A 26,020-nucleotide genomic window follows, 5' to 3' on the forward strand; every position below is an offset into this window, starting at 1 on the left:
TTAACCCACCCCCATCTCCCCCAGCCTCTGCGGCAAATACGTATCCGTCACAAAATCCAGCCCCTTCCCCGCAAACGCCTGCTGCTCTGACTTCTTCCCCATCTTCAGCATCAGGTTTATCTGGTCCTTCCAGTACTCTGTATCAAACCTGGGATCAGTAAGTTCGCTATGCAGCGCCTTGATATCCTGATCATTGAGCTTATCAGTAGAGAGCTGGTACTCAATGATATCCGATGACTGAACACCAATGAACTTTGCAGCAGGTGTGGCCATGAACTCCGAGAGATGCGCGCTCTTGATCGCGCCGTAGGCCACGCTTGCGAATATACGGAAGCTCCAGGGGTCGCCGTCCGTGAACACCACCACAGGGAGCTTGAGTTCATCGTTCATGCGCTTGATGATGCGGCGCGTGCTGCGTGCGGGCTGGCCTTTCAGGTGCACCAGGATGGCACCAAAATCCTCATCAAACCCGTTCTCGATTAACCGATCATACATACCGCCTGTCTCTACTGCTATAATGAACTTCGCATCGTGCTCCAGGAACTTTACCGTCTCCACGTTATAGGGTATCTGGTATCCTGCCTCGCCAACATCCTCCTGGCAGTGCATCGTGCGCTCTCCGCGCTTGGTGGTCTCCTTGATCCTGATAGGCCCGAAAAGCGTGGCGCCGTTCTCCTCAGGGCGCACATGGAAATCCTCGCGCTGCAGTCCTGTAATGATCTCAAGGTCTTCAACTAGCCTGTCGCTCTCGGACTGCTCATGGAACCTGGCTATATCCCAGTTCTCGCTGATGTAATACAGTTCTCTTAAGGTCGAGCTCTTGTCCTGGTCAAGATGGCCTTTGATCAAAAGCTCAACAACATATGCTGTCTTAAGGAGCTGGGTTGCGCCTTTTACAGTTTTTGCACTTCGAAGGCTCTCGCTGTCGCCATATACCCATACATCGCTATCTTCCTTGAGCTCGATGTTTTTCTTGGTGCGTGAAGGCAGCACGATATGCGGGATGGTCTCGCTCTCGAACTGCTCATAAAAATCCTGTATGAGTTTCTTAAGAGTTGTCTTTGCCTGTGAATCATGAATCTCTTTATTGCTCCCCTCAATCATACATTCACAACCTTTGCCCCTGTAATAAGCTCTTCATCAATGCCTTCCACCACCAGTTGCGGAAGTTTTGAGGCTTCCTCAGGTTCGATATCCAGCCTGTAGATAATTGCCTTCTGCTCACCAGGCTTCAGGGAGATCCTCCAGAGGTAATCGCTCTGCTTCCCGAGCGGGATCTTTCTGGGTTCAGGACTTGGCGATTTAATATCATAGGGTATTGTCTCATGAAGAGAGAAATGATGCACTGAATCACCGTGGTTTTTGAGCTGTATCTCCACATCGCATCCTTCTCCGTTCTGCTTTACCACCCTGTGGACAAAGACATTGCCCATGATCCTGGCAACAATAGGGGTGATATCAGGCGTCGGTCTCTCAAGTATCTCACCCACTTTCTTTGCAATACGCGGGAGTATCTTCTGTATTATCTCTTCCTTCTCCCTTCTTCGCAAAAGGTTATTCTTCCTGGATAGATAGAGGTTGAGCCTGCGTCCCACATCTTTTAGCGCAAGCCCTATCTCTTCAACTATTTCAGGAACATCTGCTATTGCCTCTTTTGATTCGGATGTGAAGGGGATATGCGTTGATGCCACATGAACCAGAATGATAGCAGGACCTGTGGGGACTCCTCCGCCTGGCTGATCGAGCGAATAATTTCTCCATTTAATATTCTCGATAGCATGTGTTATAGCACATGCGCCCTGCTGGTAGAGAAGTGGTACCCTGTTCGCAAACCGCAGTATCTCCACCTTATCTTCCTTCGGGAGATTCCCCCCGTAGGCTATACCAGCTTCCACCTGGAAAGGATGCCCGTTATGTACCGATGGCGGGCGAGTGGTGGTCTCAATAAAATCAATGGTATGCTCTTTCTCAAGCCCTTTGCGGATAAGCTCCTCGGTTATAGGGGAGAGGCAATCCGTAGGCGGGGACGATATCTTTACCTTTCCAAATGCCTCGTGCAGCCTCCTTGCTTCATCCAGCGTCAGCGCCTTCGGGTCTTTCTCAGGATCAGCACCTGCTCTTTTGCATATTTCCCCGGCAATCTGAGGACCTATCCGTGAGAATGAGTGGCGTAAAAAAGAGGCAAGTTTATTCTCCTCAGAATACCTCAGCATCTTCATCAGGGTACCGAGCTCAATGCCTGCAGGATGAGGCAGTATCTCAGATGGCTGTACAGGCAGTTTATCTGTCGCCCTTTCGAATATGACCTGGTTATTATCAGGTTCAACCAGGGTTATACGCGCATGTGGATTTACGATTGCAGTATCCTTCATGTATTCGTACACCGACTGTCTCCTGCCCTTGATATACGATGCTTCCATCTCAAGTTCGATACGCGTTCCCCGCAGTCTGTCCCAGTCGATCACCCTGTCCACAAGGATCTCAGGTTCGTTGTTCTGGGTATTAATAAGCAGCTCAAAATAATGTGCAGGAGCGTTCTTATCTATTTTAGATATGATCTTCGCCGGGGAGCCTGATGTGAGCTGTGAATACAGGACGGCTGCTGAGATCCCGATACCCTGCTGGCCCCTGCTTTGCTTCATTGAATGAAAGCGTGAGCCATACAGAAGTTTTGCAAAGACCTTCGGGATTTGCTCTTTTACGATACCCGGCCCGTTGTCCTCTGCAATAAGAGTGAGGTTATTTTTAGATCTTGTTTCGATCTTAATAAATAGATCAGGCAATATACCTGCTTCCTCACATGCATCCAGAGAATTATCTACTGCCTCTTTTACAGAAGTTAAGAGGCTGCGGGGGATTGAATCAAAACCCAGTATTTGCCTGTTCTTCTCAAAAAATTCAGCGATACTGATTGCTTTTTGCTTTTTCGCAAGCTCTTCGGCGATTGCCATTGGATCCGGTATCCTTTTAATCCTCTTAAAGCTCAGCTCCCACTATTGTCTGTGTAGATGTAACATATTCGCTCTCTCGAATTGTATCCACAAGCTTATTCAGGGCGCTTAAGCCCTCAACATTACTTATCACTACAAAATCAAATTCTCCAAAAACATGGTATACATCTTTAATTCCTTTTACATTAAGAAGCTCATTATATGCTGCTTTTTCCTGTCCTGGCACTACATTCACAAGTGTAACTCCGATTACCAAGGTTAAATCACCAGCCTTATATCTGTTATGTCCATACTTGACCCATCATAGGTCTTAGGTAACGATATACTTTAATACTAATAAACTTCGCCTTTTTGGACTGCACCCCCAAAAGTGGACAGGTAGTTAAGAAACATTCTTAACAAGGCGCAAAGGTAAATTTTTAAATTATGGTAACAGGATATGTTTATGGTTAATATGAGCGCTCTTAAGGTTATAGTGGTTTTGATTTCTCTGATTTTTACAGCATTTTTTTTATTGATCATCCTGTTTAGAGGTGAAATTAACGAAACTGCTACCGCAACTACTGAAAGGTATGGTCTTGTGGCTATATTTTTGGGAGTTTTTTTGCTTGAATTAGTTCCTCAATACATCTCTCCGCATCTGCTGGTTATAAACGCGATAATTTTGGGTTTCCAGATAGTTCCAATTATTTTGATATCTATTTTAGGCCACATTTTTGCCTCATTGCTGGGTTTTCATCTTGGAAAAGTTTATGGATTCAAATTAGTCAAAAAACTTTATAGTGATAAGACTGTTTCAAAAATAAGTTCCGGAATGGACAGATACGGGCGTTGGGTTGTTCTTTTGTCGGCTTTTCTTCCTTTCCCATATATCCCTATTATCTTTGGTTCACTTGACCTTACCTGGAAAAATTTCTGGATTTTTGGAATCATCCCAAGAGCGATTAGTTTTGCCTTGTTGGGATTCGGGCTTTCTTTTTTCTAAACTCCCAAATGCTCGAGTGTATTGAGCACCTCTTCTTCGTTCCCAAAAACAACTCTTTTTTCAATACTAACAATCTCATTAAAAAAATAATGATGTAATTTTTGTTAAAGCTTTGAAGCAAATAGTTTTATACTAAAAAAGCTTTGTTAACATGGTGGGAGATTGAGATTTCAATAGAATCCGATAGAGCGTCAAAATGAAAGTATTCTTAGCAAGCTTAAGGAAAATCTCATATATAATAAATGCATTGTTCGTTAAAAAAATAATAATGGGTTATGGTTATGGTTATGAAGTCAACGAAATCGTTGTGCCCTGAATGTCTCGCTGTAATAGATGCCTCTATATTTGAGGAGAACGGGAGAATCATGATCGAAAAGACATGCAGCGAGCATGGGTCTTTCAAGGATATCTACTGGTCGAGCGCAGAGCAGTTTAAGCGGTTTGATCACTACTGGCATGATGGAGATGGAGTAACTAATCCCAATGTACAGGCTGCTGGAGACTGCCCTAACCTGTGCGGATTATGCCCATCCCATAGAACAACTACCATTCTGGCGAATATCGATGTGACAAATAGATGTAACCAGGCGTGTCCGGTGTGCTTTGCGAATGCATCATCTACTGGCTACCTCTACGAGCCATCAATAGAGCAGATCAGGGCAATGATGAAGATGCTCAGAGATGAGAAGCCTGTACCCTGCCCTGCTATTCAGTTCGCTGGCGGTGAACCCACGATGCGCGAGGATATAGTCCAGATTGTTAAAATGGCCAGTGAGTTTGAATTCACCCAGGTTCAGATGGCAACCAATGGTATTAAACTTGCTAAAAGTTTGAAGCTCTGCAAGGATCTTGTTGATGCTGGCCTCCATACTGTTTATTTGCAGTTTGACGGGGTAATAGAGGAACCCTACAAGACTACAAGAGGATACAATGCCCTCAAGTTAAAACTCCAGGCCATAGAGAACTGCAGAACAACAGGCTTAAGGAGTGTTTCTCTTGTACCCACGCTTGCAAAAGGCGTAAACGACAGCCAGGTAGGGGACATAATAAGGTTTGCAGTTAATAATATTGATACAGTCAAAGGCATTAATTTTCAGCCTGTTTCTTTTACAGGGAGGATAAATAAAGAAGAGAGGATGGAAAAGAGAGTAACTATTCCCTATCTATTTGATTTGATCCAGGAACAGACAGGCGGGGCTATTACAGCAGAGGACTTCTATCCCGTACCTTTTGTCGTGCCCATTTCCCATTTTGTTAATGCAGAAGAGGGAATTCCTAATGTCGAATTCACAGTTCACCCGCACTGCGGTACAGGGACGTATATCTATGTAGAGAACGGCAAGATGATACCAATAACCCGGTTTATCGATGTAGAGGGACTCCTTGAGCATATCAACGAACTGGCGTCTGAGGATAATAAATGGATCGGCAAATCCCTGGGTAAAATAAAAAGAATCGGCAGTCTTATTTCTGCTCTGCCCCAGTATATCGATACAGCAAAAGCGCCAAAATCTGTAGATGTGAAAAAACTTTTCATTGATGTCCTGAAGGACGGGACAGGGGAGGCTATTAAAGAATTCCACCGTCACACACTTTTCGTAGGGGCAATGCATTTTATGGATCTTTATAATATAGATCTTAATAGAATACAGCGATGCGGAGTCCACTATGCTACCCCTGATGGCAGGATTATACCTTTCTGCACGTATAACACGATACACAGGGCTGAGATAGAAAGAAAGTTCGCAACACCTCTGATAAAGGCGAAGGTACAGATCTGAAATAATTTTAATAGATATGTTTTTCTAGTATCAGTCTGAATTTAATAGAGGAGTGTTTAAACAGAACATGCATATTCAATCCAGAGAACCGGTTTATCTCTCAAGATATCTTGATGTAACCAGGGATAAACTTCCTTCGCAATTTTTGATATCTCAGTCGGTGAACGTTGAATTTAGCAATGATTCATCCATAGATGAACTCTGGGATTTACACGATAGAGCGATGAAGTCTTACCGAGAGAAACTGGATAGAGTAAAATCGATAGAAGAACTACCCCGACGTGCAGGGTCTTCTCTTCTTGACCTGAAAGCCACAATTGCTGATAGAATACTCGAAGCATGCCATTTCTGTGAGAGGCGATGCGGAGCAAACCGCAGAAGAAGAGAGACAGGCTACTGCAGATGCGATGCGGTCTCACACTATTCTGCCGAGTTCCTTCATTACGGCGAAGAGCCTGAGCTTGTGCCATCGCATACGGTATTCTTTACAGGGTGTAATTTCTCCTGCGTGTACTGCCAGAACTGGGAGATCTCCACGGCCCCACAGAGGGGTACCTCCATACTGCCGCAAGAATTTGCAAGGATAATCGCACTGCGCCGCGCATACGGCTCCAGAAATGTGAATTTTGTGACGCCAACCCCGCATACCCATATCATCCTGAAGATCCTGAATGCGCTGAAGATGAATATACCGGTCGTGTGGAACTCGAATATGTATTATTCACATGAGATTGCAAGATTGCTTGAGGGAGTTGTTGATGTGTATCTCGGGGATTTCAGGTATGGAAATGATGAGTGCGCAAAGAAATATTCAAACGTGCGTAATTACTGGTCGGTTGTGACCAGGAATTTCATGTTAGCCTACACAGGTGGGGAAATTCTCCTGCGGCATCTCGTTCTTCCGGGGCATCTTGAGTGCTGCACAAAGCCGATAGTACAGTGGACAAAGGAGAATATCCCAAAGGTAAGGTTTAACCTGATGTTCCAGTACAATCCTGCCTACAGGGCTTATGAGTATCCGGATATAAACCGTACCCTTACGCCGGAGGAAATTCAGAGGGCGCTTCAGATTGTAAAAGAGGCCGGGCTTGAGGATGTACTGGTCTAAAGCTTATGCTTTGCAAGATTGAATAGAACCATGCTCAGAATAATGCATATAGAGAGTGCATAGACCCATGTATCTGAACTCAGGAGCTGGAAGCCATTATTCGAGATGAAGCGCATTCCGCCAATAGCTGCCGTGATTATAAATGAGAAAATAGCTGATGCTATCGCGCCGCCCAAAAGTGACCATGGGTAGATCGCACCTCTTTCTTTTTCAAAGAACACCGAGAATAGAACGAACCCGATAGAGAATATAAAAAGGATGTAGTATGGCTCAATCGGAAATATAATAGAATCATCTTCAAACATGTAAGTGATCCCGTATGCAACCGAGACCATTATGAAAGCCATTCCTGCAACTATTGCCAGTACTTTTACAAAGTCATTGGATTTAAGTTTAATACCCATGTCTCTCTGATCAAAATACAAGTAAAAGTATTTAAATTTTTGCAATATATACTTGTGAGTTTCTGAGGGTTGCACACAAAAACCAGAAGATAATAAAAAGTTTCTGATTTGATGCACAGGGTTCTATTTTTCTTATTGAGTATGCTGTTCCAGGAACTTAACGATCTCCGATCTGATCATTTCATGTTGTCCCATGAGTATATGACCACCACTTTCCAGCGTGATTACTTTTGCATCAGGAATGTTCCGGGCAGCGTACTGACTGTGAGATGGATTAACCAGGGTATCATCTCTGGCATGGACTACCAGTGTCGGCACAGTAATTTGATCTAAAGGGTAATCAAGGGATGCGGAGTTAGTCCTATCGTTAACCATACCTGGTTGCCGCTGGCTAATTGGATGCATCGCCGGAATAATGGTATTAGAAATCCAGTATTTCTCCTCTGGAGTTAGTTTTGCCTGTACTTCTGGAGTCACGCCCAAAAATGAAATCAGGTCAGACTCAAAATACTTTGTAATTAACCAGAAGATGAAATCCGAATTAAATATCACATAATGGACTATTTTATCCATGAAATTCATCGGTTCTTCCCTGTGGACAACCGCTGAGACCAAAACCATGGATGAAATCCGATCAGGATAGCGCAGGGCAAACTCAAGAGAGGAAGGCCCTCCAGCAGAGATTCCCACGACAGCTACCTCACTAACATTCAGATCATTCAGCAGATCTGCGAACGCATCGGCCTGAGCAGCAGGTGAAGCATTGGCTGGCAGTGGAGTGCGCAAAAAACCAAACCGTGAGGGAGCTATCACGCGGAAATCATCATTCAAGAATATTTCAGATAGAATAAGACCCTGATCATAACCACCTCCGGCTCCATGTATCACCAGCACGGGATAACCATCCCCGATGTCGGCATATTCGATCGGGCCAGATGCAGTCTCGATGACCTGGCTGCCGATTAATAACCGCTCTCGTGTAGATTGCATTTCATGTTGAAAGCGCATGTATGTCTGTGTTGTGAGTACTACAGCTATGATAAATTTCAATATAACCATTTATTATATTCGAGCACATCGGCGGCAATGCGCGAACTTGATATACTTATATACTTTCTATGAATATTGAAGCATGAGATGTTCCTATGCAAAAAACAAAGATACTTTTAGATGAAAATGATATCCCGAAGAGATGGTACAACATACTTCCTGATATGCCTACGCCTCTTTCTCCTCCTTTGAACCCTCAAACCAGAGAACCTGTGGAGCCCAAAGACCTCTCACCCATTTTCCCCATAGAATTGATAAAGCAGGAAGTCAGCCAGGAAAAATTTATACCAATACCTGATGAAGTTCGGGATATCTACGCATTATGGCGCCCCTCTCCCCTATACAGGGCGCATCGTCTAGAAGCCGAGTTGAAAACACCTGCAAGGATTTATTATAAGTACGAAGGTGTAAGCCCTGCAGGCAGTCATAAACCCAATACAGCCATTGCTCAGGCGTATTATAATATGAAAGAGGGTATGGAGCGGCTGACCACAGAGACCGGTGCCGGACAGTGGGGAAGCGCTCTGTCACTTGCAACCAGCTATTTCGATCTCAAGTGCACGGTATATATGGTAAAGATAAGCTACCAGCAAAAGCCATACCGCAAATCACTGATGCAATTGTGGGGAGCGGATGTCATCCCTTCTCCGAGTAACACGACAAACGCAGGAAAGAAGATATTATCCAGTAACCCTGATTCGCCTGGCAGTCTTGGAATTGCGATAAGCGAGGCAATCGAAGATGCAGCAACCCATGATAACGCGCACTATTCTCTCGGGAGCGTGCTGAATCATGTAATGCTTCACCAGACCGTGATAGGTCAGGAGGCGAAGGAGCAGCTTGCCCAGGACGATGAATACCCTGACTATATTATCGGCTGCGTTGGAGGAGGGAGCAATTTCTCAGGAATAAGCTTCCCTTTCATTATGGACAAGCTAACTGGCTCAAAGGATGTGAATGTGATTGCTGTTGAACCAACAGCATGTCTCAGCCTGACCAGAGGCGAGTTCAGGTATGATTTTGGCGATACCATTGGATTAACGCCTCTTTTGAAGATGTACACCATGGGGCATGAATATATCCCGCCTGCAATCCACGCAGGAGGACTTCGATATCATGGCGATTCACCTATCGTAAGCCAGTTGTATGCTGATAAAGTGATAGATGCGGTCGCTTATAACCAGACTGAGGTATTTAAAGCCGGAGTGACATTCGCAAGAACAGAAGGGATAGTTCCTGCGCCAGAATCTGCGCATGCCATAAAATGTGCGATTGATAAAGCGCTTGAATGCAGGAAGAGCGATGAGAAGAAGACAATTCTCTTTAACCTGAGCGGACACGGGCACTTTGACATGAGCGCATACGACAGTTATTTTAGCGGAAACATGACGGATATTAAATGAGCCTGATTGGCTAACTCTTTGTCCTGCCATACCACCCTCAAACCTTCCATTTCTAACTGTTGATAGAAATCTTAAAAAATGAGGGAATAGAAAAGGATATAATAGAAGTCATAAATAATGAGGTAAAAAACGAAAATTACGATTATATGAACCTTGAGTATCTCGGAGCGTTCAGGTTCTTTGGACCTCCAAACGCCCTCCCGACTTTTGTATTGGGAGGGCACTTCTAATCACAAGAACTGCTGAATATGTATGAATTAAGTGTATAAAATAGGTTAAAATGAAAACACTATGGATTACTAACGTCGGTTCCCACGCATGGTTAATGAACAGACCTGATAGTGACATCGATATTTTTACAGCGTTCATAGTTCCATCAAGAGATATATTGAGTGGAAGAAATCATGGTGGAGTTTCTCATTGTTCAGGTAACACTATCAACAGAGTACTTCTATTCGGAATAAATCTTTTAAATGGAAATGGTTATGAATTTAAACCTGTAACGAATCAGACTCCTGATGATGTTAAGGCTTTGTTAGAAGAATTCGATAAATCCACAGCAACGAGTAAATTACCAGAAAAAACCAATCCAGAACCATTCAGAGAATATTTGTTAGACCTAAGAATGAGAGAACTCAATGAGACTTTATGACGACTTGTAAGAGATGTTAAAGCCTCTTTTTATATGTGATTCGATGAGACATATGATAAATACCAAAATAAAACCTGTACAGGGTTATCAGATTTGCCCTTTTTGCGGTGGAGGTGTAGAATACTCCGGCATCAGCAGCGGTCATATATTCCCCGCTATACACACAGGACAGATGTACGTATGCAGGGAATGCGGTTATCAGGGGAGTTTCATAATCGAAGTTGATGATCCTGATGAAGTAGATAAGATAAAGGAGGCTTTAAACACATACGATGAAAATATTAAAGCTCCTGCATTCAATTTTCCTGATAAGTGGCGGTGGTTCTGGAGGATAATGCTGGTTCTGATAGTAGCTGGATTGGTGTTTGAGGTTATTGGAATGATCTCAGGCTACTGAGCCCTTTTCAATTCTCTTCTTTATCATGTACATCTGCACTTTCTTGGCTTTCGCCAGGTTCAAAACCCTTTCAAGTTTCATCATTTTCTCATCTGAGCCAGTATCTGCTCCAGTGCCGCCTGGTCAGGAGCAACAAATGGTTCGGATGCAGGGACGGCCGCAAGCAGCTTCAGGAACTGTTCCATCTTGCTTCGAGCTGGCGGCAGGTGTGTTGATAATATACTCCTCGGGGCCATTTGACGAATTCTGTCAAGCTCCTGGTTAAACTTGCTCGGTTCCACCGTATGAACCCACGGGGAATCCACGCTGGCCCAGCCGATCATGCCCTGAGCCAGATCTACCTCTTGGACTTCATCGGCATCCTGCACCGGGGATGATATGATAGCACCAAAGCAATCGGAAGAGAAGAAGGTTTCAGATTTCTCGTCGTAGATGCCGATCGTGGTTGGATTATCGAACAATGGCGGCCTGACGGCGGTCAGCTTACGGTCACCCACGCTGATGCTATCGCCAGAATTTAGCCAGCAGGCCCTATCCATGGGCACCTGCCATGTCGTGCTCATCCTCAGCATCGCCAGGGCGTTCACTGCAAGACGAGCCGTCGGTGCTGCCTCCAGAACCTTCCGAATACTGCCAGTATGGTCTGCGTCATCATGGGTGAGCCACACCCACTTCAAATCCTGAGGGTCGATGACCGACTCGAGCGCCTTCATGAACTCCTCACTGTCCATTCCCATTCCTGTATCAACGAGGACCGGCTCTGCGGCCTTAATAACGAAGGCATTGACCGGAAGAAATCCCATGTCAAGGATCGGAAAGTGTGCAGGAAGGACGTCAATGTCCGGCGCCACCTGATGAGGCTTATCCATTGAAAGCACCTCCTTTTTCAAACACAATTTGCGGTGGTTCCTGTGCTATCGCAGGTTTCTTAGTCTGCTCGAAAAAAATAATTATCACGGCTATGATGGAGACTAACAACATCGATTTTATATACATATAGTAACCCCATTTTATAGTGGTTGAACATAACACATAAAGCTACCTATTCAAAACGTGCGGCTTTAGCCAGCTCCATCACTACACTCTTTATCTCCTCCATCCCTGCATCAGTTTTGAAAGATACCCCTGAGAAATGCGTGCGTGAAGCCTGAAAGCCCCTCTCTCTCAAAGCTAAAACAAGCTCATCCGTCGGCATTGCAGTAATGCCAAGGGATTTGCAGATTTTATGGTAATCGTAATGCATTGGGATATCAAGTTCATCCCTGCATGCTGTAACAAGCTTCTCGCCCTCCCTGAACCCGCGTTCCCTGCTCTCAAGTATTACTCCATCACAGAAATTCCGGTCGTGCAGCCTGCCGAGCCAGAGCGGCCCTGCAAGTGATGTGGTGTGCCCGCACAGGGGGCATTTCTCTTCAATATGGACTGCCAGCCCGTATCTCCATTCCCTTGCACCGCAATTAAAGCAGTGCGACAGGAAGCCCATGTTCTTTAAGCAATCATCCGCTGCTTCAACACTCTTTTTCACGGCTGCAAATACCCTGAAATAATGCTGTGATGCATAGGAGAGCAAAGGAAACATGGCTTTATCGTATTTTGCAAGCGTCCTGGCAATCGCGCCTATGAGAACCCTGACCCCCATCTCAGGGTAATATTCGGTCTTTAAGGGCACGGCTGCATATCTCCTGATGCCCGCTTTTTTATGCGCGCCGCACAGCGGTGCTGTGTCAGTTGCAGTGATGCACAGAAGTCGCTTTGTTGATAAAGATGCGGCATCAAGAAAAGGCGCCGGGCTTCCGAAAGGGTCAAGATCAATTATATCAAAGCTGCTATCCAGCATCGCAACATTGGCGTTCCTTTTTATCGCTGTGCAGTTTGAGAGATTATTGAGCGCTATATTTTTCTTTATCAGAGTAAAAGCGGTCTCGTCCCAGTCGCTCATTGTGGTGCTGAGGCCGACCTCTTTTGCGATTCTTAGACCACGTATTCCTGATGCTGATAGTGCATCAAGGTACGTGTAATCAGGATTGGCTTTTGCAAAACATGCGATTACCGCCACGGAAACATCCCTGTTAATTCGCATGGCAGGATTATAGAAGACTGCTGCCGCTGATGGAGGAAAAGTTGAGCGTTCATCCAGGACAGGTACTTCCACCCGTGTCGTTCCTTCGGTGATGATCTGTGTAAGCATCGAGTGCACTATTTAACTGTAATAGTTTTTAATGTATCTGTTTTACCCGCTATCTCATAGACCAGCCTCTCCCTGTTCTCCCGCGTCGCAGTATAAACCCGAAACTCCCTCCGTATCCTCTCTGCAAGTGGATGGCTGGACTTCTGGTGCAGCACAACAAGCATATTCTTATCTGAATCAAGCGCCTCTTCAACCGCTCTAATAAATTCTGGTGATTTGAACTCCATCGGCGCTATCTCATCGATGACCACCAGCTCAGAGTTCAGCGCATTTCTGATAGCAGCCACCCCGATATTGTTCAGGTCAGCAAGATTGACATGATAACTGCCCACGCGCGGTCCTGTGCCCTCCTTATGGGCAAGTATCCCCTGCCTTCCTGTGGCGATATCCCTTATCTCAAACCCCACACGCTCTCCTTTTACCCTGATATCTGCGCTCACCATTCCACCGTAAGTGCAGGTTAACTGTTTTAGAACATTGCGGCAGACGGTGGATTTGCCCACGCCCGGACTGCCTGTTATTGCTATCCTTAACATGATGAAAAATAATCATGCAAAGACTTAAAGCTATATGGGATTAAATCGATTTTAAAGCATGAACTTCCAGATTCTTGACGCAGATTACACATACAGCAGCGATAGGCCGGTGGTAAGGCTCTATGGGAGAGATGAATCTGGGAACAGTATCTGCTGCCTGGTACCCGGTTTTGAGCCGTATTTTTATGTAAAGGCAGGGCCCGAGAGCAAGGAGACCTTAAAGAAAGAGTTCAGGGAGCATATAAAAGATATCGAGGTAGTTTCGCGGTTTGAACCTATCGGGTATTTTAAAAACCCGATCCCCATGCTTAAGATCATTCTTTATGACCCCAAAGGTGTACCTGTTATCCGTGATGATGTCAGGGAGATGGTGGATGAGATATACGAGTCGGATATACTGTTTCGGAACAGGTACCTCATAGATAACGGGCTTGGGGGAATGGGCTGGGCCAGGGCAGAGCCGGTCCAGGACTCAATTGAGACACATGTTACAAGCGATATCAGAATAACAGCACGAAAAGTAGAGCCCCTTGATATCCTGCTAAATGCGCCTCTTCGGCATCTTGCATTTGATATAGAGTGCCTTCCCTTAAACGGCGCCATGCCTGTGCCCGATACATCGCCCATTATTCTTATAAGTCTTGCTTTTGCTCCTGATTTTAAAGATAAAAAGACACTCGTCCTTGTAGGTAAACATACGGATATGGACGGGAACATCGAGAGCTGCGGCAGCGAAGAGGCAATGCTCAGGCGGTTTTTTGAGATCATAAGGGAGTACGATCCAGATATTCTGGTGGGCTATAACTCAAACAGTTTTGATATCCCTTATATCGTGGACAGGATAAAGGCCCTTAATAAGAAAGGGGCCAGGATAGACCCGGTTATGGGCAGGGATGGGAAACCTGTTTATTACAGGAAAATGGGCAATGTAACGCGAATAAGCGCGGTCGGGCGTGTCGTTGCTGATGCGCTCCCTCTGGTGCGCAGAGGATTCAGCCTGAAACAGTACACGCTTAAAAACGCAGCTAAGGAACTGCTTGGTGTAGAGAAGCTTGATATCCCATTCCTTGAGATGGAAACATACTGGAGGGATGATGGGGAAAAACTTACAAAATTCATAGAGTATGCAAGGCGAGATGCGGAGCTGGCGCTGGGATTCGTTCTGAAACTCAGGCTTATTGATAAATATATCGCTCTTGCCAGGACAAGCGGTACCCTGCTTCAGGATATCCTTGACGGCGGCCAGACCCAGATGGTAGAGAACCTCCTTCTTCGTGAGTACAGAAGACACGAGCGGGTGATGCCTGCAAAGCCCTCAGAAGAGACGTCTGATGAGCGGTTTGATGAAGGTGAGGAACTCGCAGGTGGCGAGGTGCTTGAGCCTAAAAAGGGGCTTCTTGAGAATATCGTGATACTCGATTACAAATCACTCTACCCTACTATCATGATGGCCCATAACCTGTGCTATACAACGGTTGTAGTAAAGGACAGGCCTGATGATGTAATAAAAACCCCCTCAGGCGGTGTTTTTGCCTCTCATAAGATTGTAAAAGGCACAGTGCCCTCTATACTTGAGGAACTCCTTGACCGCAGGCAGGCAACACGAGAAAAAATGAAGACTGCGGATGACGAAGAATACAGGGTGCTTGATGCTACGCAGCTTGCGCTCAAAATTCTCCTCAATAGCTTTTATGGCTATTCAGGATATGCAAGAGCGCGGCTCTACAGCTTAACCCTTGCCAGCGCTGTCACAAGTTTCGGACGCCAGAATATCCTGCGTACAAAGACCCTTATCGAGGATGAGATAAAGGAAATAATACTAAAGGACGGGGAGGCATTCACAAAAGATGAGGCAAAAGAGGGAAGGATCATTGGTCTATCAGTGGTATACGGGGATACTGACAGCGTTTTTGTGAATCTCATTGGTGAGGGGATCACTCATAATGATGCTGAACTTATCGGGCGCAAGATAGCTAAAACAGTAACTTCCTCACTTGAGAAGCCGATGGAGCTTGTTTTTGACTCATTTGCCAGACGCGCCATATTCATAGCTAAAAAGCGGTACGCAGTCCTGCTGTGGGAAAAATCCCCCGAAGGGATAAAACAGAAGATCAAGGTCAAGGGTATGGAGACCGTTCGACGCGACTGGTGCGAGCTTACCACGAAGACTGTAGAGCGGGTTCTTGAACTTGTGCTGAAAGAGGGGAAGGTAGATGATGCGATCGAGCTTGTAGAGAATACCATAGACAGCATCAGGGAAGTAGATGCCAGGAAAAACCCCGAATTATTTGATGAGCTGATCTTAACAAGGCAATATACAAAAAAAGTAGAGAACTACAAGAGCAGGCAGCCGCATATAACGGTCGTGGAGAAATTAAAAAGCCGGGGGATAGTCCCTAACGTTGGGGATAGAATACCTTTTATCATCCTTGCAGGGAACGGTCTGTTCGTGGAGCGGGCAGAGGACCCTGAGTATGCAAGGGAGAAAAATCTACCTCTGGATGTTGATTATTATGTCAATAAACAGATACTTCCACCTGTTGAGCGCATCCTGGCAGATCTGGGGGAGCATGGGGAAAAGTTAAGAATGATGAGGGAAAAAAAGACTCAAAAAGGGCAGCGCTCATTATTTGATTTTTAGAAAAAAAGGAGAGAGAAGATTGAAGATACATCCAAGATGTGCACCGTGTTTATTATCAAGAGTCCAGTTTGAGGCAGAGCTATCAACAAAAGACCTATCTTTACAAAATAAAGCTGTGCTTGCAGGGATTGAGGTGCTCAGGAAATACCTGGTTGATGGTACGCCTGCGACGCATCTTTCCACGAAGATCCACAGGGAAGCGTACAGGGTACTGGGCGATATCGACCCATATAGAGTGAAAAAACAGCAGAGCAACGAGGCTGCGAAAAAGCTCCTGCCCATTGCAAGGGATTTTGTATCCGAGAAGGATTCATTCAGGCGCGCTGTGCTTGTATCGATCGCGGGCAATTCATTTGATTTCGGGGTACTGGGATTTGATGCAGATAAAGAAATAGCAAAAGAAACGATAATTAGACAATTCCAGCATGGGCTTGATGTGGATGATTCAGACAGGATGAAGGCGATGCTTGAGAACGTGGTGTACCTTGCTGATAACTGCGGTGAGATCATATTTGATACACTGCTGTTTGAGGAGATACGAAAGTCTGGAGGTAGAATCACCCTGGTAGTAAGGGGCGCGCCCATACTCAACGATGTCACCATGAAAGAGGTAAAAGAGCTTGGTCTTGATAAAAAGGTGGACAGGGTGCTCACGACAGGCTCAAACGCCATAGGGTTATGCCTTAAGGAAGCTCCTCCTGAGCTTGTTGAGGCGCTCGGGAGCGCATCGCTAATAATCAGCAAGGGCATGGCGAACTACGAGACCATGTCTGAATATAATTTCAGGCCCATAGCATATCTTCTGAAGACCAAATGCGAATCTGTGGCAGAGGCGATGGGTCTTCAGAAGAACATGAATGTGGCAAGGATAGAGGAATAAGGTCAGCCCGAGGGCTGATCTGCTTTAGATGCGAGGGATGGGATTTGAACCCACGAACTCCTGCGAGAATAGGCCCTGAACCTATCGCCTTTGACCGAACTTGGCAACCCTCGCAAAATATATGCTGAATTTACAGACTTATTTCTGTGCCTTTTTCATATTCTGATATTATAAATCTTGTGCTGTGCTTCGATATAACTCAGAAGTTATCGCCTATTTATGTTACAACACTATAAGGCTTATGCCACACTGCTATGAATTAGTATGATGGACAGGTTGGGAGGGGGGAGTTAAGCTATTTAAAAAAGAATGGCCTGCCCATCGGTTCGGAGTTAACATAACCATTGTATTTAAAATTAACGAAATTTTTCCACTCCCATTTCGATTCCTCTCGATCCCTCTCAATCAAGCTCAAACTCTTCAAGATATCTTCCTAAGAATCGCTCTCCTCTGTATCCACTTCTCTTTGCGAGCTTCTCAAGTGCCGAATAGATCCCGCTGCTGTACTGTGCCGCTCTTTTTTCTTTCAAGACAAGCTCATCAGGAAGGAGCTTCCCGGCAGATAATCTGAGTATGTATTTCCTCTGATTATTATGTATTTTAAGCTCCGGGGCAATAGCAAGGGCCAGTTCCACAACTTCCCTGTCAAGGTACGGCACCCGAAGCTCAACTGCATTTACCATAGTAGCAGCATCATCCCTTTCAAGGTTATTCTCTGCTATTTTATCAAGATCGCACCTTAGCGCATCTTCAAGTTCATCATGGCTCATTGATTCATATCGTTTATATCCGGCAAACAGCTCATCCGCACCCTGGCCTGAGAGCATGACACGAATGCCGTTATCGTGTGCATCTTTTGATGCTAAGAACAGCGGCATGGCAATACTTACTTTTAATGGATCTGCCGACTCAACCGCTCTTATTACATAAGGGATCGCAGACTCTACCTCTTCTATCGTGAGTTCATGCAGGTGCAGTTTATCCTCAGAGCCAAGGAGCTGTGCTGCTTTTTTTGCCTGTCGTATATCGTGCGAGCCTGCCACTCCCACTGAATACAATTCTGCCTCAGGACACAGCGCAGCAATCAGAGAGCTATCAAGGCCGCCTGAGAATGCGATCGCTGATGGTGTGTAGCTGCGCTTTTTCACCGCCCGCTCTATTGTATGGAATAGCTTTTCTGATGCTATGTTCTCATCGGTAATCCTCTCACCCTGTACGAATCCGGTCACTTTTTCCTTTACGAGCTTGCCGCTGCTGTAAGAGAGCATGTGTCCTGGCCTGAGTGTATGAATCTCTCTCATTCCGATTGCAGATAATGCTTTTTTCTCTGAGGCAAAGGCAAATAATGCACCAGTGCTGCTATAATAAAGCGGCTTCACACCCGCAGGGTCGCGCGCAAGCTGTAGTCTCTCATCAGATACACAGGCGAATGCGTAGTCACCATCCAGTTCTTTGATTGCAGCCTCAACACCAATCGATTCGATTAAGTTAAAAAGCGCCTCAGTATCTGAGTCTGTTATCATGCGAAGCTTTTCTGCTATCTCTGTGAAATTATAGATCTCCCCGTTATATGTGAGCGCGCCCTTGTTGTGGATTGGCTGGCCTCTGCTACCTGTAATTTTGAGCAGGACGTTGCCGAGTGTTATATCATCAAAAGAATATGTACCGCAGCCATCTGGTCCCCTGTGCTTTATTGCTTCTAGCATTTTACTGGTCAATACTCCTGAGTCATCTCCTGCCGAACCTGCTATGCCGCACATGGTGGCTCTAATTTTCACTGGCACTAACACTGACTGTGAGCACGCTGGGTACTGTCCTTAAACTGGGCCTTGTCAGAGCTAAACGGTAATTACCTGTTGTAGTGAAAGTATAGTTTGCTCTAGAAGTTAGGGTAATATTGCCTATTTTATTATCTAATTCAACAAGAGTGTATATTTCGTCCTCTCGATTGAGCCAGACGATCTCATCACCTGCGTTTATTTGTACCTGATTAACACCGAATTTATCGGGAGAAACTATTCTAACATCTACATATACCCCGGTTGGAGTGGCTACTACAACTGGTTCAGGTGTGGGAGTAGGAGCCGGTGTGTGGGTTACAATTGGAGTTATGGTTAGTGCAGGTGTTAGAGCAGGAGTCGGGGTGGGTGTGAATTCCCTGGGCTCACCTGAGTGAAGTGTTAACTTAAGTGCCTTTGCATCTACCTTCTGGTCATTGACTGATAAGATGATAGTGATCTCATATGTGCCTGCAAGTCCTCTTCCCTGCATCTCCTTCTGTGTCCGGAAGACAGCACTTATTGGTTTAGCGGTGCCAGGCTGGATCTCCTCATTGAAGTCCATTGTAAAAGTCCTTGTTTTCTCTTCATCACTCATGATCTTCAGGTAAAGATTTGTAAGGAAACTCTCCAGTGATTTTACTTTAGCTTTTATCTCAATAGTCTCGCTATTAATTACTTCTGTACCTGTATTTACTATAATAAGTTCTGCAGTGATTGTTTCACCTGCTATCATATAATCCCTGTCAAATTTCACATCAGCGATCCGTCCATCAAGGTCGGGATTCGCACGTTCGAATTTTTGTACTTCCATCAGAGCGTTATCGGTCGAGGAATCAGAGCCTATACAGCCGGATAGGGCTGTAATTAGGATTAATAAGATAAGAGGAGTTTTATACATCAGGTCACCTGTACTATGTACGGTAATCATTGCTTAAAATACTTATTGTCTTATAGTAATAATTATTATGATATAGTTATAGAAATAAGAATTATATACTTAAACAGTTAATATGCTGTAGGGCTGAATGTGCGTTTTCCAAAAATAAATTACTGTTTGGAAGACTTTATAAATGAATAAGCCCTAACACGGGGGCGAAAGGAAGTATATTGATGGAATTCCACAGACCCAGAGGTACGCGTGATTTCCTGCCTGATGAGATGGCAAAGCGAAAGTATGTTGAGAACAGGTTACGTGAGGTTGCCATACGATGGGGATACGGGGAGATAAAGACACCTACCTTTGAGCATATAGAGCTTTTTACAATAAAATCGGGTGAGGGAATCCTGGGTGAGATCTATAACTTTAAAGATAAGGGAGGCCGTGAGATCACGCTGCGCCCTGAACTCACAGCACCGGTCGTAAGGATGTATATTGAGGAGCTCCAGAGGTCTCCAAAACCCCTGAAATTCTATTATTTTGATAATTGTTTCAGGTACGAGCGCCCCCAGAAAGGGCGCTTTCGGGAATTTTTCCAGTTCGGCATAGAGATCATAGGAAGCGCCCGCCCTGAATCAGATGCCGAGGTTATCGCACTGTCGGTTGAAATGCTAAACAGCGTTGGTGTCAGGGGGGATCTGCATGTGGGGCATCTCGGGATCGTGCGCGCCCTGCTGAAGGATATCCCGCCAGGGCATCAGAGCAAGATCATGCGGCTGGTTGATAAAAAGGATGATAAAGGGCTTGAGGATTTTCTTGATGAAATCAGAGCGCCTGATGAGATCAAGGGTAAGCTGTTCCGCCTGATCGGGCTCAGGGGCATCAATGCAATGCCAGAGGCGCGGGAGCTGGTGGGGAATATTGAGGTAATCTCACAATTCGAGACCCTGCTTTCGCTTCTGGATGTTTACGGGCTTGAGTACCAGGTGGATCTTGGGATCGCAAGGGGTCTTGATTATTATACCGGCATGGTGTTTGAGATATACTGTGAGGGCCTTGGAGCGCAGAACCAGGTATGCGGCGGAGGCTCATACCGACTTGCCCAGTTGTTCGGAGGAGAGGATACGCCCTCAACAGGTTATGCTATCGGGTTTGACAGGATCATGGAGATATGCGAGGTAAAACCCGCAGAGGCAAAACGCATTGTGGTAGTCTCTTTTGAGGACACGCGCAAAGAGGCGATTGTCATCGCAAAAAGGCTCAGGGAGCATGTGGCGACGTATGTTGATGTTATGGGGCGGAAGTTCAAAGACCAGATGTCGTATGCCAATACAATAGGTGCCAGCCATGTTGTGATCGTGGGAAGGAATGAGCTTGAAGCTGGAAAGGTTGCACTTAAGGATATGAAGACCGGGGAGCAGGTGCTGCTTACTGTAGAGGAAGTGGCAGGAAAAATGTGAAAACTACAGACACTGTACCCCCCCAATTTAAGTTAAATAATCTAAATAAAAAAGATATTATGGAGATTATGGTGGTCACAAAAGAGAATATGGCACATATAGTTAAAATTGCACTGGGGTTAAAATGGGATAAAAATTTTGAAAAGAAATACCTGGACAAATTACTATTAACCGGGGTTGTTAAAACTATTTACGATGACAATAAGTTTATGGGCTATCTCTGGTTCGATGAGAGAGAAGATAAAAATGACATCTTCATCAATTCAATGCAGTTGAAAAAAGAATATCAGGGTAAAGGAATAGGGACGCAAGTTTTGAAATGGTTAGAGAGTTTTGCCCTGAAACGTAACAAACAATATCTAAGTCTGTTGGTCCAAGTAAATAATCATAGAGCCATTAGTATCTATAAACGATTCGGATTCTGTGAGATAACAAGAGAGCAAGGATCAATATATATGGTAAAAAATCTAATTATATAAAAACCTGGCTATATGATTGAGGATTGGAGAGAAATAGCAACAGCTGTTGCTATTTCTCCCCGATAATGTCCCACTCCTTTGGTTAAATAGGATTTTACTAATTCTCAGAGATCAACGATACAACCCTTTCCTCATTGACCTTGTATGCCCAGCCACTGAAACTGTTTATATATAATATATTTTCATCATGTCTCTCCTCGACAATTTGGACTTCCCCTTCCTGTATCTCATCCGATCCAACTTTGAATCTTACAATGTCTCCTATGGAGTATGTCATACACTCACCGCCTTTCTCTTTACTATAGATCTTCTACCTTGTGTAGAAAAACCTGTCTATTTTTAGACAAGTTTTATTACTATAATTATTAATACTTAAACCTTTCTATAATTAGAGAAACTGATAAAAAATAAAATAGGGTTTACGGTTATAGAACAATAGTTAGAAAATTTAGACAGCATAGAAAACCGACAGGCTCAATAGGGTAACCATGCGAACTACTTGCGCTTTTCGGGCTGGAGCTTCCTGCTTAATCATATAATGTCAGGCTACTTCTCATCCTGCAGTGCACTCAGATTATTATAAAATTCTATAATTAGCTTCGCCACAGGGTTTTCTTCGTTTATGGTAAATGTCCTGATCTGTTTACCCATTCTCTTTTCAATTACAAGATCACTTTCAACAAGTGGCTCTATTACTCTTGCTACACTTGAGTGAGAGAGCCCTGTCTCCCTGGCAATCCCTGATAAATAGGTGAACTCACCTTTTTTATTTATGAGATTCTCAAGTACAAGCGTCTGGGCACTTCTTCCAAATATTTTTTCAAGATAGCTCATTTCCTTATTATTCATATCATTGTAATATTATTATTATTCTTCTTAATTATGTATAACCTTTTCTTTTTTTATACGAGTTTCACTAAAAATTAACTGTGTTATATATAGATAACTTTAACCCCGGCGCAAATCAATAGTAAATGCTAAGTAGAAGTTAGTTTAAACTGGAAATGTGGCAATGCAAGGTTTAGATGTGGTAAGGCAAAGTTTAATTGATAATCAGATACTTGAACTTATTAAACAGAGGCCAGATATCACTGATACTGAGATTGCATCGCAACTCGGTTTAAAGATAGACGAGGTAATCGACAGGATAGAAAGTTTATCAGATACGCGGGTCAAAATATTGATTGTTGATGATGAGAAAGATGTAGTTGTCCCGCTTAAGATGTCCCTTGAAGCAGATAACTACAGTGTAATCGAAGCTTATGCTGGCTACGGGGCAATAGAAAAAGCACGCTCTGAGATTCCAGATTTAATCATATTAGATCTCATGCTTCCAGATATGGATGGCTATGAGGTATGTAACAGGCTGAGAGAAGATCCACTGACCGAATTGATCCCGATTATTATGCTGACAGGGAAGGACGATATAAGCAATAAAATAGAAGGTCTGGAGAGGGGAGCAGATGACTATATTACAAAGCCATTTAACCTCAGTGAGCTCAAGGCAAGGATTCGTACTGTCCTGAGGCGCTCCAGGGTTTAATCAGGTGACATAGTGATGGAAATAGCCAGGACATATGGAGAACTTCTGCTTGAAATCCAGAAACTTCGCTCCCGGCTTCTTGAGGCAGAAGAAACGTTGCACGCAATCGGAAGTGGCGAAGTAGATGCACTGGTGATCTCAGGTAACCAGGGAGAGCAGGTTTTTACGCTCAAAGGTGCTGATCAGACCTACCGTATCCTTATTGAGGAAATGAAGGAGGGAGCTGTTACGCTGGCAGCAGATGATACAGTACTCTATTGCAATCGTGGCTTTGCCAGGATGCTTGGAATGCCGCTTGAGAGAGTGATGGGTACAAGGATTCAGAAACTCATCCTGCCAGATGATCAGGCTATGTTCGATGAGATGCTTCGGCAGGGCCGGGCCGGGTGCAGCAGGGGAGAGAGCACTTTTCTGACAGGGGATGGGGCACACGTGCCTGCATATCTCTCCATAAACACATTGCAGATGGATGAAGTATCGGCTCTCTATATAGTTGTTATGGATCTGACCGAGCGCAAGCGGGCTGAGGAACAGATACGAGAACAAGCTGCCCTTCTGGACAGAGCACATGATGCTATCGGAGCCCGGGATTTAGAACACAGAATCACATACTGGAATAAAGGAGCAGAGCACCTGTATGGCTGGACAGCAGAAGAGGCTACAGGCAAAAAAGCTGATGAGCTTCTTTATACAGAAGAATCACCATATCTCACTGAAGCAAAGCAGGAAGTTATCAAGGAGGGTGAGTGGGCAGGTGAGCTGCAGCAGGTAACAAAAGATGGAAGGGAAATCACAGTAGAGAGCCGCTGGACCCTGGTACGCGATAGTGAAGGGAATCCAAAATCTATACTGGTCATCAATACTGATATCACTGAGAAAAAGAGGCTTGAGGTTCAGTTCCTTCGGGCTCAGCGAATGGAAAGTATAGGCACGCTCGCGGGAGGTATAGCGCACGATCTCAATAATATGCTGACGCCAATAATGATGTCAGTGCAAATATTGCGGGAAAAATTCAAGGATGAAGAGAGCCAGAGGCTGCTTAATATACTTGAGAGAAGTACAATGCGCGGAGCTAATTTAATAAACCAGGTCCTATCATTTGCGCGAGGGATTGAAGGTGAACGAAAACCTATCCAGGTAGCATATATCATATCTGAAATTAAGAAGATCGCAGAGGAGACATTCCCAAGATCTATCTATGTTAGGGCTAATACACCAAAAGACCTCTGGACCATATCTGGAGATGCAACACAACTGCATCAGGTCATGATGAACCTGTGCGTGAATGCCAGGGATGCAATGCCATCCGGCGGTACCCTGAGCATCCGTGCTGAGAATATTCTCATTGATGAAAACTACGTTCGTATGAATATCGAGGCCAGAGTTGGCCCTTATGTAATGATTTCGGTCTCTGATACAGGAGTGGGCATTCCACCCGAGATAATGGGCAGGATCTTTGAGCCATTTTTCACTACAAAAGAGCACGGCAAAGGCACAGGTCTTGGTCTTTCGACATCACTTACAGTCATCAGAAGTCACGGTGGATTCACAAATGTGTACAGTAAGGCTGGGAAAGGGACAACATTTGAATTCTATATACCTGCTGTTATAACAAACGAAACGCAAAAAGCAGAGGATCAGCCTCTATCGCCCAGGGGGCAGGGGGAAGTAATTCTAGTTGTCGATGATGAGGCCCCAATCCGTGAGATTACCAGTGCCACACTGGAAACAAATGGGTACAGAGTGCTAACAGCCAGTAACGGGGCTGAAGCAGTAGTATTATACGCGCAAAAAAAAGATGATATAAAAGTCGTTCTTATGGATATGATGATGCCAGTTATGGAAGGCCCGGAGTGTATCCGAACGCTGCGTAAGGTTAATCCTGGTGTCAGGGTCATCGCTATCAGTGGATTAACTGATAGGAATGATCTTGAGGTGTTCGCAGATAATGTATGTGCTTTTTTGCCAAAGCCTTACACTGCACAGAGATTGCTCCTGACCGTATATGAGGTCATAAGCGCAAAATAGAGCGGTTCATATTTCGTATCTCTTTGCCTTTCCTCTGTAGTACTCAAATAATTCATAGCCCCAGCGAACTGACATATCATCAGTACCGATCAGGTCATACGTTGTATCGTATACCCCGCTGGTTGTAAATAGCCCGAGTGAAATATGAGTATCGGTTACTGTAAGGGCAACTTTTAATTTTTCATCGGTGATCAATACCTCCAGGCGGTGGTTAGAGATTGCATTTTTAATATCTTCCAGGCCTATAATATTTTTCAGTTTATTAAATATATCCATATTTAATATAAGACAGGTATCAATGCTATTCTCAACCAGCACTTTGAATATAACCGTATAGTCCGGGGAATACACAGGAGAGACTCTTTTGATCCACTTTGCTGTTTTAATATAACCTGTATAAACATCACGCATTTTAATAATATCCAGTGGATCTATCTGTACCACATTTGAATCTTTCAACCATCCGATCTTTTCCATAAGATGCTCTGGAATCCCGCTCAGGTCGTGCCCGAGCCAGAATTTTTCGTGCTTTTTCAAAGCTTCTGCCGCATTGTTAAAATCTATTAGTTTCAGGGTTATAATCCTGCCAGTATTTGTAAGCATATAGTTTCTAAACCTATCCTGAAAAATAAGGTGGTTCCTCTCAAGCTCTCTTAATGCATGTATGATTGTTGAAGAGCTTGTTTTTAGATTATCTCTCAGATTGCCTGTAGATTTTTTTCCATCGATCAGGCTTATGAGTATATTTTTTCGCAAATTAGAGCAGATGGCCAGGTTGAGAACGTTTTTATTATCTGTGTTCATCTATGTTACATCCCTTCTTTCTTGCCTATATGTCTCATTATAATTATAATAACTTTACATATATGGTTTCAA

General features: G+C 44.5%; 26 protein-coding genes and 1 tRNA gene. 13 read left to right on the plus strand and 14 right to left on the minus strand.

Annotated features, from left to right (window positions below; genetic code table 11):
• Genes ANME2D_RS07215 through ANME2D_RS07225 form a run of 3 tightly spaced genes read right to left on the minus strand, consistent with a single transcriptional unit; the run spans position 1 to position 3,207 of the window.
• Entirely contained in the window at positions 1–1,104 is a 1,104-nt protein-coding gene (locus tag ANME2D_RS07215; protein ID WP_048090115.1) for a DNA topoisomerase IV subunit A, read from the minus strand.
• Positions 1,101–2,951 (minus strand): DNA topoisomerase VI subunit B, encoded by a 1,851-nt coding sequence (locus tag ANME2D_RS07220; RefSeq protein ID WP_048090116.1) that lies wholly within the window; start codon positions 2,949–2,951, stop codon positions 1,101–1,103. The genes ANME2D_RS07215 and ANME2D_RS07220 overlap by 4 nt, the downstream gene beginning before the upstream one ends.
• 25 nt (positions 2,952–2,976) lie before the next feature.
• Entirely contained in the window at positions 2,977–3,207 is a 231-nt protein-coding gene (locus tag ANME2D_RS07225; protein WP_048090117.1) for an Lrp/AsnC ligand binding domain-containing protein, read from the minus strand.
• A gap of 189 nt (positions 3,208–3,396) precedes the next feature.
• Here ANME2D_RS07225 and ANME2D_RS07230 point away from each other — a divergent pair, with 189 nt between their 5' ends.
• From ANME2D_RS07230 to ANME2D_RS07240, 3 genes are all read left to right on the plus strand, one after another.
• Positions 3,397–3,936 (plus strand): VTT domain-containing protein, encoded by a 540-nt coding sequence (locus tag ANME2D_RS07230; protein WP_048090118.1) that lies wholly within the window; start codon positions 3,397–3,399, stop codon positions 3,934–3,936.
• Between the two features lie 287 nt (positions 3,937–4,223).
• The gene (gene tes, locus ANME2D_RS07235; RefSeq protein ID WP_048090546.1) at positions 4,224–5,717 is read left to right on the plus strand and encodes a tetraether lipid synthase Tes; all 1,494 of its coding nucleotides are present in this window, start codon (positions 4,224–4,226) and stop codon (positions 5,715–5,717) included.
• Positions 5,718–5,784: 67 nt separating this feature from the next.
• Positions 5,785–6,825, plus strand: coding sequence for a radical SAM protein (locus ANME2D_RS07240; protein WP_048090119.1), 1,041 nt, complete (start codon positions 5,785–5,787; stop codon positions 6,823–6,825).
• Here the strand turns inward: ANME2D_RS07240 and ANME2D_RS07245 are convergent.
• A complete protein-coding gene (locus ANME2D_RS07245) occupies positions 6,822–7,229 on the minus strand; it encodes a hypothetical protein (RefSeq protein WP_048090120.1) in 408 nt (135 codons plus the stop codon). The genes ANME2D_RS07240 and ANME2D_RS07245 overlap by 4 nt on opposite strands.
• Positions 7,230–7,361: 132 nt before the next feature.
• Positions 7,362–8,288 carry an alpha/beta fold hydrolase gene (locus ANME2D_RS07250; protein WP_048090121.1) on the minus strand — a complete coding sequence of 309 codons (927 nt, stop codon included), beginning with the start codon at positions 8,286–8,288 and terminating at the stop codon, positions 7,362–7,364.
• A gap of 86 nt (positions 8,289–8,374) precedes the next feature.
• Here ANME2D_RS07250 and ANME2D_RS07255 point away from each other — a divergent pair, with 86 nt between their 5' ends.
• From ANME2D_RS07255 to ANME2D_RS07265, 4 genes are all read left to right on the plus strand, one after another.
• Entirely contained in the window at positions 8,375–9,682 is a 1,308-nt protein-coding gene (locus tag ANME2D_RS07255) for a TrpB-like pyridoxal phosphate-dependent enzyme (protein WP_048090122.1), read from the plus strand.
• A gap of 59 nt (positions 9,683–9,741) precedes the next feature.
• Positions 9,742–9,912, plus strand: a complete 171-nt coding sequence (locus ANME2D_RS18545) for a hypothetical protein (RefSeq protein ID WP_206741770.1) — start codon at positions 9,742–9,744, stop codon at positions 9,910–9,912.
• A 95-nt stretch (positions 9,913–10,007) separates the two neighbouring features.
• Positions 10,008–10,334, plus strand: a complete 327-nt coding sequence (locus ANME2D_RS07260) for a hypothetical protein (protein WP_157834006.1) — start codon at positions 10,008–10,010, stop codon at positions 10,332–10,334.
• Between the two features lie 52 nt (positions 10,335–10,386).
• Complete coding sequence (locus tag ANME2D_RS07265) at positions 10,387–10,731, plus strand: hypothetical protein (RefSeq protein WP_206741771.1); 345 nt, start codon at positions 10,387–10,389, stop codon at positions 10,729–10,731.
• 80 nt (positions 10,732–10,811) lie between these two features.
• Here ANME2D_RS07265 and ANME2D_RS07270 read toward each other — a convergent pair whose 3' ends face one another.
• The 3 genes from ANME2D_RS07270 to ANME2D_RS07280 all read right to left on the minus strand — a co-directional run bounded on the left by ANME2D_RS07270 (position 10,812) and on the right by ANME2D_RS07280 (position 13,455).
• Positions 10,812–11,600, minus strand: coding sequence for an oxygen-binding di-iron domain-containing protein (locus tag ANME2D_RS07270; protein ID WP_048090125.1), 789 nt, complete (start codon positions 11,598–11,600; stop codon positions 10,812–10,814).
• 173 nt (positions 11,601–11,773) lie between these two features.
• Complete coding sequence (locus ANME2D_RS07275) at positions 11,774–12,919, minus strand: tRNA (guanine(10)-N(2))-dimethyltransferase (protein WP_048090126.1); 1,146 nt, start codon at positions 12,917–12,919, stop codon at positions 11,774–11,776.
• 8 nt (positions 12,920–12,927) lie between these two features.
• Complete coding sequence (locus tag ANME2D_RS07280) at positions 12,928–13,455, minus strand: NTPase (protein ID WP_048090128.1); 528 nt, start codon at positions 13,453–13,455, stop codon at positions 12,928–12,930.
• A 58-nt stretch (positions 13,456–13,513) separates the two neighbouring features.
• Here ANME2D_RS07280 and ANME2D_RS07285 point away from each other — a divergent pair, with 58 nt between their 5' ends.
• Together ANME2D_RS07285 and ANME2D_RS07290 are read left to right on the plus strand one after the other, a co-directional pair.
• The gene (locus ANME2D_RS07285) at positions 13,514–16,096 is read left to right on the plus strand and encodes a DNA-directed DNA polymerase (RefSeq protein ID WP_048090130.1); all 2,583 of its coding nucleotides are present in this window, start codon (positions 13,514–13,516) and stop codon (positions 16,094–16,096) included.
• Between the two features lie 19 nt (positions 16,097–16,115).
• Entirely contained in the window at positions 16,116–16,976 is an 861-nt protein-coding gene (locus tag ANME2D_RS07290; protein WP_048090548.1) for a damage-control phosphatase ARMT1 family protein, read from the plus strand.
• Positions 16,977–17,005: 29 nt separating this feature from the next.
• On the opposite strand, the gene ANME2D_RS07295 is transcribed toward ANME2D_RS07290, so the two are convergent.
• The 3 genes from ANME2D_RS07295 to ANME2D_RS17930 all read right to left on the minus strand — a co-directional run bounded on the left by ANME2D_RS07295 (position 17,006) and on the right by ANME2D_RS17930 (position 19,685).
• Positions 17,006–17,090: transfer RNA gene (locus tag ANME2D_RS07295), tRNA-Leu, on the minus strand.
• A gap of 287 nt (positions 17,091–17,377) precedes the next feature.
• On the minus strand, positions 17,378–18,754 hold the full coding sequence (locus ANME2D_RS07300) for an asparagine synthetase B family protein (protein ID WP_157834008.1): 1,377 nt from the start codon (positions 18,752–18,754) through the stop codon (positions 17,378–17,380).
• On the minus strand, positions 18,744–19,685 hold the full coding sequence (locus ANME2D_RS17930; RefSeq protein ID WP_198527369.1) for a cupredoxin domain-containing protein: 942 nt from the start codon (positions 19,683–19,685) through the stop codon (positions 18,744–18,746). Before ANME2D_RS17930 ends, ANME2D_RS07300 begins: the two co-directional genes overlap by 11 nt.
• 182 nt (positions 19,686–19,867) lie before the next feature.
• Between ANME2D_RS17930 and hisS the strand changes: the two genes are divergently transcribed.
• Both hisS and ANME2D_RS16825 read left to right on the plus strand, forming a co-directional pair.
• A complete protein-coding gene (hisS, locus tag ANME2D_RS07310) occupies positions 19,868–21,094 on the plus strand; it encodes a histidine--tRNA ligase (protein WP_048090140.1) in 1,227 nt (408 codons plus the stop codon).
• Entirely contained in the window at positions 21,091–21,573 is a 483-nt protein-coding gene (locus ANME2D_RS16825) for a GNAT family N-acetyltransferase (RefSeq protein WP_052368642.1), read from the plus strand. The genes hisS and ANME2D_RS16825 overlap by 4 nt, the downstream gene beginning before the upstream one ends.
• A gap of 97 nt (positions 21,574–21,670) precedes the next feature.
• Here ANME2D_RS16825 and ANME2D_RS07320 read toward each other — a convergent pair whose 3' ends face one another.
• Complete coding sequence (locus ANME2D_RS07320; protein WP_048090142.1) at positions 21,671–21,850, minus strand: hypothetical protein; 180 nt, start codon at positions 21,848–21,850, stop codon at positions 21,671–21,673.
• Positions 21,851–22,119: 269 nt separating this feature from the next.
• Entirely contained in the window at positions 22,120–22,407 is a 288-nt protein-coding gene (locus ANME2D_RS07325; protein WP_048090552.1) for a MarR family transcriptional regulator, read from the minus strand.
• A 178-nt stretch (positions 22,408–22,585) separates the two neighbouring features.
• Here ANME2D_RS07325 and ANME2D_RS07330 point away from each other — a divergent pair, with 178 nt between their 5' ends.
• Both ANME2D_RS07330 and ANME2D_RS07335 read left to right on the plus strand, forming a co-directional pair.
• Positions 22,586–23,116, plus strand: a complete 531-nt coding sequence (locus tag ANME2D_RS07330) for a response regulator (RefSeq protein ID WP_048090145.1) — start codon at positions 22,586–22,588, stop codon at positions 23,114–23,116.
• A gap of 15 nt (positions 23,117–23,131) precedes the next feature.
• Positions 23,132–25,144: a hybrid sensor histidine kinase/response regulator gene (locus tag ANME2D_RS07335; protein WP_052368644.1), complete on the plus strand. Its 2,013-nt coding sequence runs from the start codon at positions 23,132–23,134 to the stop codon at positions 25,142–25,144.
• Positions 25,145–25,150: 6 nt separating this feature from the next.
• Here ANME2D_RS07335 and ANME2D_RS07340 read toward each other — a convergent pair whose 3' ends face one another.
• On the minus strand, positions 25,151–25,948 hold the full coding sequence (locus ANME2D_RS07340; RefSeq protein WP_048090146.1) for a helix-turn-helix transcriptional regulator: 798 nt from the start codon (positions 25,946–25,948) through the stop codon (positions 25,151–25,153).
• Positions 25,949–26,020: the final 72 nt, after the last annotated feature.

The organism is Candidatus Methanoperedens nitratireducens (assembly GCF_000685155.1).
GTDB classification, from domain to species: Archaea; Halobacteriota; Methanosarcinia; order Methanosarcinales; family Methanoperedenaceae; genus Methanoperedens; species Methanoperedens nitratireducens.

Bases quoted from the DNA above. Each gene is read 5' to 3' on its own strand.
- ANME2D_RS07215 (WP_048090115.1), bottom strand. From the start codon at position 1,104: ATGATTGAGGGGAGCAATAAAGAGATTCATGATTCACAGGCAAAGACA.
- ANME2D_RS07220 (WP_048090116.1), bottom strand. From the start codon at position 2,951: ATGGCAATCGCCGAAGAGCTTGCGAAAAAGCAAAAAGCAATCAGTATC.
- ANME2D_RS07230 (WP_048090118.1), top strand. From the start codon at position 3,397: ATGGTTAATATGAGCGCTCTTAAGGTTATAGTGGTTTTGATTTCTCTG.
- tes (WP_048090546.1), top strand. From the start codon at position 4,224: ATGAAGTCAACGAAATCGTTGTGCCCTGAATGTCTCGCTGTAATAGAT.
- ANME2D_RS07240 (WP_048090119.1), top strand. From the start codon at position 5,785: ATGCATATTCAATCCAGAGAACCGGTTTATCTCTCAAGATATCTTGAT.
- ANME2D_RS07245 (WP_048090120.1), bottom strand. From the start codon at position 7,229: ATGGGTATTAAACTTAAATCCAATGACTTTGTAAAAGTACTGGCAATA.
- ANME2D_RS07250 (WP_048090121.1), bottom strand. From the start codon at position 8,288: ATGGTTATATTGAAATTTATCATAGCTGTAGTACTCACAACACAGACA.
- ANME2D_RS07255 (WP_048090122.1), top strand. From the start codon at position 8,375: ATGCAAAAAACAAAGATACTTTTAGATGAAAATGATATCCCGAAGAGA.
- ANME2D_RS07260 (WP_157834006.1), top strand. From the start codon at position 10,008: ATGAACAGACCTGATAGTGACATCGATATTTTTACAGCGTTCATAGTT.
- ANME2D_RS07265 (WP_206741771.1), top strand. From the start codon at position 10,387: ATGATAAATACCAAAATAAAACCTGTACAGGGTTATCAGATTTGCCCT.
- ANME2D_RS07270 (WP_048090125.1), bottom strand. From the start codon at position 11,600: ATGGATAAGCCTCATCAGGTGGCGCCGGACATTGACGTCCTTCCTGCA.
- ANME2D_RS07275 (WP_048090126.1), bottom strand. From the start codon at position 12,919: ATGCTTACACAGATCATCACCGAAGGAACGACACGGGTGGAAGTACCT.
- ANME2D_RS07280 (WP_048090128.1), bottom strand. From the start codon at position 13,455: ATGTTAAGGATAGCAATAACAGGCAGTCCGGGCGTGGGCAAATCCACC.
- ANME2D_RS07285 (WP_048090130.1), top strand. From the start codon at position 13,514: ATGAACTTCCAGATTCTTGACGCAGATTACACATACAGCAGCGATAGG.
- ANME2D_RS17930 (WP_198527369.1), bottom strand. From the start codon at position 19,685: ATGATTACCGTACATAGTACAGGTGACCTGATGTATAAAACTCCTCTT.
- hisS (WP_048090140.1), top strand. From the start codon at position 19,868: ATGGAATTCCACAGACCCAGAGGTACGCGTGATTTCCTGCCTGATGAG.
- ANME2D_RS07320 (WP_048090142.1), bottom strand. From the start codon at position 21,850: ATGACATACTCCATAGGAGACATTGTAAGATTCAAAGTTGGATCGGAT.
- ANME2D_RS07325 (WP_048090552.1), bottom strand. From the start codon at position 22,407: ATGAGCTATCTTGAAAAAATATTTGGAAGAAGTGCCCAGACGCTTGTA.
- ANME2D_RS07330 (WP_048090145.1), top strand. From the start codon at position 22,586: ATGCAAGGTTTAGATGTGGTAAGGCAAAGTTTAATTGATAATCAGATA.
- ANME2D_RS07335 (WP_052368644.1), top strand. From the start codon at position 23,132: ATGGAAATAGCCAGGACATATGGAGAACTTCTGCTTGAAATCCAGAAA.
- ANME2D_RS07340 (WP_048090146.1), bottom strand. From the start codon at position 25,948: ATGAACACAGATAATAAAAACGTTCTCAACCTGGCCATCTGCTCTAAT.